We start from the raw sequence: 5,810 nt of genomic DNA on the forward strand, positions 1-5,810 counted from the left end.
TACACCGCACGGGCCTGTCCGTGTGACGGTGGGCGCCGGGCCGCCCGCGGGCCGGCCGGCCGCTCACCCCACCCCGAAAACCTTCTCCAGGTAGGCGGCCACGCCGTCGGACGTGTTGGCCGCCGTCACCTCGTCGGCGATCTCCAGGACGGCGGGGTGCGCGTTGGCCACCGCGACCGCCCGGCCGGCCCAGGTGAGCATCGGCAGGTCGTTGGGCATGTCCCCGAAGGCCAGCACGTCGGCGGCGTCGATGCCGTGCCGGGCGCAGTACCAGGCCAGCCCGGCCGCCTTGGTCACCCCCGCACCCGAGATCTCGACGAGCCCCGAGTACGACGAGTGGGTCGCCTCGGCGAGCCCGGCCACCGCCCCGGCGACCAGCGCGACGAAGGCGTCCGGGTCCTGCTCGCCGGCCCGGGCCAGCAGCTTCACCGCCGGGGCGGCCAGCAGCTCCTCCGGTGTCTCCACGGCCCGGATCGCGGCGTGGTCGGCGTCCCACCGCAGCGGGTAGTGCGCCTCGTGCCGCATCTCCCGGCTGTCCACGATCTCCACCGCGAAGCTGATCTCGGGCACCTCCGCCCGCAGCCGCCGGGCCACCTCCGCCAGCAGCGCCGGGGCGAGCGGATCGGCGCGCAGGACCTCGTCGTCCACCGGGTCGTAGACGACCGCCCCGTTCGCGCAGACCGCCGGCAGCGGTTCCGCCAGCTGCTCGTACACCAACTTGAGCCAACGGATGGGGCGGCCGGTGACGAGGACGACCGGCGTGCCGCGCGCGGTGAGCCGCGCGAGCACGGCGGCGGTACGCGGACTGAGCGTCCGGTCGTCCCGGAGCAGGGTGCCGTCGATGTCCGTGGCGATCAGCCGGGGTCGCTCTCCCATCAGCGCGACAGTAGCCGATCCAGGTACACCGCCACACCGTCGTCGTCGTTGCGCAGGGTGACCTCGTCGGCGGCGGCACGGACCGTCGGGTGGGCGTTGGAGACCGCCACCCGCGACCAGCCGGCCCAGGAGAACATCGGCAGGTCGTTGGGCATGTCACCGAAGACCAGCACCTCGGCGGGGTCGACGCCGAGGCTCTGCGCCACCACGCTCAACCCGGTCGCCTTGTCGACCCCCGGTGGGCAGATCTCGATGAAGCCGAGCCCGGCCTGGGTCAGCGTGGCCACGTCGGACGGGATGATCTGCCGCGCGACGTCCAGCAGCTCGTCCACGTGGTGGTCGGCGGTCCGCGCGAACGCCTTGATCACGTCACAGGAGAGGCACTCGGCACGACTGCGCGCCTCGAACCGGTCCTGGTAGGGCCAGCTCGGGTGGTAGTCGCCCCAGAGCGGCGCGTCGTGCTCGTCGGACGCCTCGACCATCACGGTCAGCGGCCCGGCCGCGGCCTCCAGGTCGGCCAGCAGGGCGGCCAGTACCTCGCCGCGGAGACGCTCGTCGCGCAGGACCACCGGTCCCGTGGGGTCGCTCTGGTCGACAACCCGGCCGCCACCGGCCATCACCAGGAAGTCGGCGGCGCGGATGTCGTTGCGGGTCAACTCGGTGAGCCGGGGACCACGGCCGGTGGCGCCGACCACCGGGATCCCGGCGGCCCGCACCCGGTCGAGCACCTCGTGCGTGTACGCGGAGACCGTCTCGTCGCTGCGCACGAGCGTCCCGTCGAGGTCGGTGGCGATCAGCTTGGGCAGGCCCGGGCGGGTCATGGTTCCTCCTTCGCCCGCCGCCGTCGCAACCAGCCGTTCCGGTGCTCGGACCCGGAGTGACGGCGGGCAGCAACCGTACCTCGTGGAACCGGTCGCAGCCATGGCTTCCAGGCGAATCGGATACCAACGCCCGGGGCACCTCCGGTGGCCCGGCGGTCAGGGCCGGCGGCGCAGGTCAGGAGGGAGATTCCGGCCGGGCGAAGGGGATCGTGGGCGCGACGGTCAGGTCGGCCGGGGCGGGCAGCTCGGCCTCCGGGTCGTCGGCACTCCAGCGGCGTCGACGGGGGGACGCGGTGGTGCCCGCCGCCGCGACCGGAGCGTCCGACGGTGTCGGCCAGAGCGCGGCGCCGAGGAGGACGCAGGCGACGAAGGCGGTCACCAGCCCTCGCCCGTACTCGATCGCGAACCCCTCCTGCTCGCCGTAGTACAGGGCGCGGCGGTCGGTGTCACCCAGGTGCGTGGCGGCCGCGGCGAGCAGGGCCAGGAGGGCCACCGCCAGGGCGAGACCGACGATCCGGGCATTCGGTCGTACGGGCGGGGTGCCGCGGAGCGCGAGCGCCACCGCGCAGCTCAACACCAGCAGTCCGACGAGGTATCCGGTGCCGAAGCCACCCATCTCCGAGACCCCCTCGGGCACCCGGATCAGCTCCCCGTTCGGGCCCGAGTTCGGCAGGGTCAGCACCAGCCACTCGCCGACCAGGGAGGCCAGCGCGGCCGCCGCTCCCAGACCGGCCAGCACGACCGGCAGCCGGCGGTCCCGGGCGACCCCGGCGAGGGACCGCCCGAACCGGCCCCGGGGTTTCCGGTCGGCGCCGCCCCACTCCACGACGGCGGTGCCGTCGGACCGGTCGTCCTGCCGGGGGATGGAGATCTCGTGCGACATCGGTCACCCTTCCGCGTCGGCGGACCCACGCCGAATCATGGCACAGCCGGCACCCGATGGGTCGAATCGCGCAAGCCGGCGGCCACGCGGTCGGTCGCCCGGCGGTTTTCTTTCGACTAGCGTCATCGCCATGCCTATTCGTACCGCTTCCGCACGTTGGCAGGGCAACCTCACCGAGGGGTCCGGCACGGTCCGCACCGGCAAGGGCGGCCTGGAGGGGAACTACTCCTTCAAGTCGCGCTTCGAGGAAGGTGAGGGCACGAACCCGGAGGAGCTGATCGGGGCCGCGCACGCCGGCTGCTTCTCGATGGCGTTCTCCAAGGCGCTCGCCGACGCCGGTTCGACCCCCACCTCGGTGGAGACGACCGCCAAGGTGCACCTGGACAAGACCGACGCCGGCATGACCGTGACCCGCATCGAGCTGGACACCGTCGGCGCGGTGCCCGGCATCGACGAGGCCGAGTTCGCCAAGCTGGCCGAGGCCGCGAAGCAGAACTGTCCGATCTCCCGCCTGCTCTCTCCCGGCGCCGAGATCACCCTGAACGCCCGCCTCGTCTCCTGACACCCGTCCCCCGCCGTTCCGCGCGCCCGGCCGCCGGCCACGCGGAACGGCGGGACGGGGACAATGGGGCGGTGGCCGTGGAGATGAGCCGGGAGCGGTTCGAGGACCTCGTGGGTGAGGCGCTCGACGAGGTACCGGAGGAACTGCTCGCCCTGATGAGCAACGTGGTGATCCTCGTCGAGGACGACCCACCCCCGGGCGAGGACCTGCTGGGCCTGTACGAGGGCCACGCCCTCACCGACCGGGGCTGGGACTACTCCGGCGTCCTGCCGGACCGCATCCTCATCTACCGCAACCCGATCCTGCGCATCTGCGACAACGACGACGACGTGATCGACGAGGTCGCGGTGACCGTGGTGCACGAGATCGCCCACCACTTCGGCATCGACGACGAGCGCCTCCACGAGCTGGGCTGGGCCTGAGAGCCGGCGCGGACCGGGCTGAGAGTCCGCTCAGCCGATGGCCGCTGCTTGCGTCCCTGACCTACCGTCGCCGGAGAGGCACCGGCGACTTCAGGAGGCACTTCCATGCGCAGCGAACTCTTCTCCGCCGACAACCTGGAGAAGGAGTCCGCGCAGCCCGGCATGCGGCTGCAGAACTCCAAGATGCTGAAGATCGAACTCAACGGCGAGGCGATGGCCCGGGTCGGCTCGATGGTGGCCTACCAGGGGCAGGTGCAGTTCCAGGCGCTCGGTTCCGGCGGGCTGGGCAAGTTCCTCAAGCAGAAGCTCACCGGCGAGGGCGTACCCCTGATGAAGGTGTCCGGGCGCGGCGACGTCTTCCTCGCCGACTTCGCCAAGGACGTGCACATCATCGACCTGGAGCCGGGCGACGCCCTCTCCATCAACGGCTCCAGCGTGCTCGCCTTCGACTCCACCCTCCAGTACGACATCCGCATGGTCGGCGGTGCCGGCATGGCCTCGTCGTCCGGGCTGTTCAACTGCGTCTTCAGCGGCCACGGCCGGATCGCCATCACCACCAAGGGCACCCCGGTGGTCCTCAACGTCGACGCACCCACCTACGTCGATCCGCAGGCTGCGGTCTGCTGGTCGGCCAACCTCCAGACCGGCTACCACCGTGCCGAGCAGCTCGGCCTCGGCACGCTGCTCGGCCGGCGTACCGGTGAGCAGTTCACGATGAGCTTCGCCGGTCAGGGCTTCGTGGTCGTCCAGCCCTCCGAGGAGCCCCCGATCATGGGCAGCGGCCAGCAGGAGCAGCAGGGCGGCCTCCTGGGCGGCCTTCTCAGCTGACGCCCCGGCAGGTGTCCCGCCGCACGGCGGGACACCTGCTCCTCAGGTGAGGTCGCCGGAGCGGAGGCGGGCCAGCCAGGCGGAGGCGTCGGCGTAGTCGGCGTCCGACAGGCCCGCCGGGGCGGGGACCGGTCGGTCACCCGTCGCCGGAATCCAGCGGTGCCGGGGGTACGACCCGAGGAATCGCACGTCGGCGCAGACACGTCGCAGGCCCTGCAACGCCTCGCCCAGGCGTACGTCGGCGACGTGGCCGCTGCAGTCGAGGAAGAAGACGTACCGGCCGAGCGCCTCGCCGGTCGGTCGGGACTCGATGCGCGTGAGGTTGACGCCCCGGACGGCCAACTCCATCAGCACCGACAGCAGCGCACCCACCCGGTCGTGGGCGATGTAGACGGCGAGCGAGGTCACGTCGTCGCCGGTCGGCGGCGGGGGCGGGCCGGGGCGGGACACCAGCGCGAATCGGGTCACCGCGTCCGGATGGTCGGCGATCTTGTCGGCGAGCAGCTCCAGCCGGTGCCGGCTCGCCCCGATGGGGGCGCAGATCGCGGCGTCGTACTCCCCGGCGGCGGCACCGGCCGCGGCGGCGCCGTTGGAGAGCACGTCGACCACCACCGCGTCCGGCAGGTGCGCGCGCAGCCAGTTCCGGCACTGGGTGGACGCCTGCGGGTGCGCGGCGACCGAGCGGATCCCCTCGGGCGTCGTGCCGGGCCGGGCCGCGAGCACGAACTCCACCGGCAGGATCACCTCACGGGTGATCACCAGCGGCTCCCCCTCGGCCAGCTCGTCCAGGGTCACCCCGACCGCGCCGCCGATCGAGTTCTCCATCGGCACCAGGGCCGCGTCGGCCTCACCGGCCCGTACGCTCTCCAGCGCCTCGCCGACGCTGCGGGCGGGCGTACGGGTGCCCCGCTCGGCGGCGGGCACGCGGTGCAGCGCCTGCTCCGCGAAGGTGCCCTCGGGCCCGAGGTAGACGAAGCGGGTCGGCGGCGTTCCGGGCATGCCGTCAGCCTACGCACCCGGGCCGGCGGCCGGGTCGCCGTCGCAGGCCAGGGTCCGGATGGCGGGCGGCCCGGCGGCGCGGACCTCGACGGTGCAGACGTCGGTGCCGGCGGTCACCAGACGCGGTGACCGGGACGGGCCCTCGGTCACCACGTGCAGCTGTTCGTACCCGGTCACGTCGAGCACGGTGTAGTGCCAGTCCCCGGCGCAGAGGGGACCGGTCCGGACCCGGACGGTCGCGTCGCGGGGGAGCAGACCGGCCCGGCCGCGCACCAGCTCGGTGACCCGCTGCCCGGACGGGCCGTCGGCGCAGGCCACGGCGGTGAGCCCGGCGGACGGGGTCGCCGCGACCGCTGCCGGACCCGCCTGCCATGCTGCTCGCCCGCCCACCGCACTCCTGGGACTTCACCCAGGTCGAC

Annotated in this window: 8 protein-coding genes; 3 read left to right on the forward strand and 5 right to left on the reverse strand. The window is 73.1% G+C overall.

Features of this window, described 5'->3' with window-relative positions; translation table 11 throughout:
- Positions 1-63: 63 nt before the first annotated feature.
- The 3 genes from AB0I76_RS10245 to AB0I76_RS10255 form a co-directional block, all read right to left on the reverse strand.
- On the reverse strand, positions 64-876 hold the full coding sequence (locus AB0I76_RS10245) for an HAD family hydrolase (RefSeq protein WP_357032769.1): 813 nt from the start codon (positions 874-876) through the stop codon (positions 64-66).
- Positions 876-1,697, reverse strand: a complete 822-nt coding sequence (locus AB0I76_RS10250; protein ID WP_357032772.1) for an HAD family hydrolase — start codon at positions 1,695-1,697, stop codon at positions 876-878. The genes AB0I76_RS10245 and AB0I76_RS10250 overlap by 1 nt, the downstream gene beginning before the upstream one ends.
- 175 nt (positions 1,698-1,872) lie before the next feature.
- A complete protein-coding gene (locus AB0I76_RS10255; RefSeq protein ID WP_357032775.1) occupies positions 1,873-2,580 on the reverse strand; it encodes a hypothetical protein in 708 nt (235 codons plus the stop codon).
- Positions 2,581-2,710: 130 nt separating this feature from the next.
- On the opposite strand from AB0I76_RS10255, the gene AB0I76_RS10260 reads away from it, so the two are divergent.
- From AB0I76_RS10260 to AB0I76_RS10270, 3 genes are all read left to right on the forward strand, one after another.
- On the forward strand, positions 2,711-3,142 hold the full coding sequence (locus tag AB0I76_RS10260; RefSeq protein WP_357032778.1) for an OsmC family protein: 432 nt from the start codon (positions 2,711-2,713) through the stop codon (positions 3,140-3,142).
- Positions 3,143-3,219: 77 nt separating this feature from the next.
- The gene (locus tag AB0I76_RS10265; protein ID WP_357032790.1) at positions 3,220-3,564 is read left to right on the forward strand and encodes a metallopeptidase family protein; all 345 of its coding nucleotides are present in this window, start codon (positions 3,220-3,222) and stop codon (positions 3,562-3,564) included.
- A 105-nt stretch (positions 3,565-3,669) separates the two neighbouring features.
- Entirely contained in the window at positions 3,670-4,392 is a 723-nt protein-coding gene (locus AB0I76_RS10270) for an AIM24 family protein (RefSeq protein WP_357032781.1), read from the forward strand.
- A 42-nt stretch (positions 4,393-4,434) separates the two neighbouring features.
- Here the strand turns inward: AB0I76_RS10270 and pheA are convergent, their stop codons facing one another.
- Positions 4,435-5,391 (reverse strand): prephenate dehydratase, encoded by a 957-nt coding sequence (pheA, locus tag AB0I76_RS10275; protein WP_357032784.1) that lies wholly within the window; start codon positions 5,389-5,391, stop codon positions 4,435-4,437.
- Between the two features lie 9 nt (positions 5,392-5,400).
- Complete coding sequence (locus tag AB0I76_RS10280) at positions 5,401-5,781, reverse strand: hypothetical protein (RefSeq protein WP_357032787.1); 381 nt, start codon at positions 5,779-5,781, stop codon at positions 5,401-5,403.
- Between the last annotated feature and the right edge of the window lie 29 nt (positions 5,782-5,810).

This window comes from Micromonospora sp. NPDC049799 (genome assembly GCF_040656655.1).
Lineage (GTDB): Bacteria > Actinomycetota > Actinomycetes > Mycobacteriales > Micromonosporaceae > Micromonospora.

Bases quoted from the DNA above. Each gene is read 5' to 3' on its own strand.
- pheA (WP_357032784.1), bottom strand. From the start codon at position 5,391: ATGCCCGGAACGCCGCCGACCCGCTTCGTCTACCTCGGGCCCGAGGGC.
- AB0I76_RS10245 (WP_357032769.1), bottom strand. From the start codon at position 876: ATGGGAGAGCGACCCCGGCTGATCGCCACGGACATCGACGGCACCCTG.
- AB0I76_RS10250 (WP_357032772.1), bottom strand. From the start codon at position 1,697: ATGACCCGCCCGGGCCTGCCCAAGCTGATCGCCACCGACCTCGACGGG.
- AB0I76_RS10255 (WP_357032775.1), bottom strand. From the start codon at position 2,580: ATGTCGCACGAGATCTCCATCCCCCGGCAGGACGACCGGTCCGACGGC.
- AB0I76_RS10270 (WP_357032781.1), top strand. From the start codon at position 3,670: ATGCGCAGCGAACTCTTCTCCGCCGACAACCTGGAGAAGGAGTCCGCG.
- AB0I76_RS10260 (WP_357032778.1), top strand. From the start codon at position 2,711: ATGCCTATTCGTACCGCTTCCGCACGTTGGCAGGGCAACCTCACCGAG.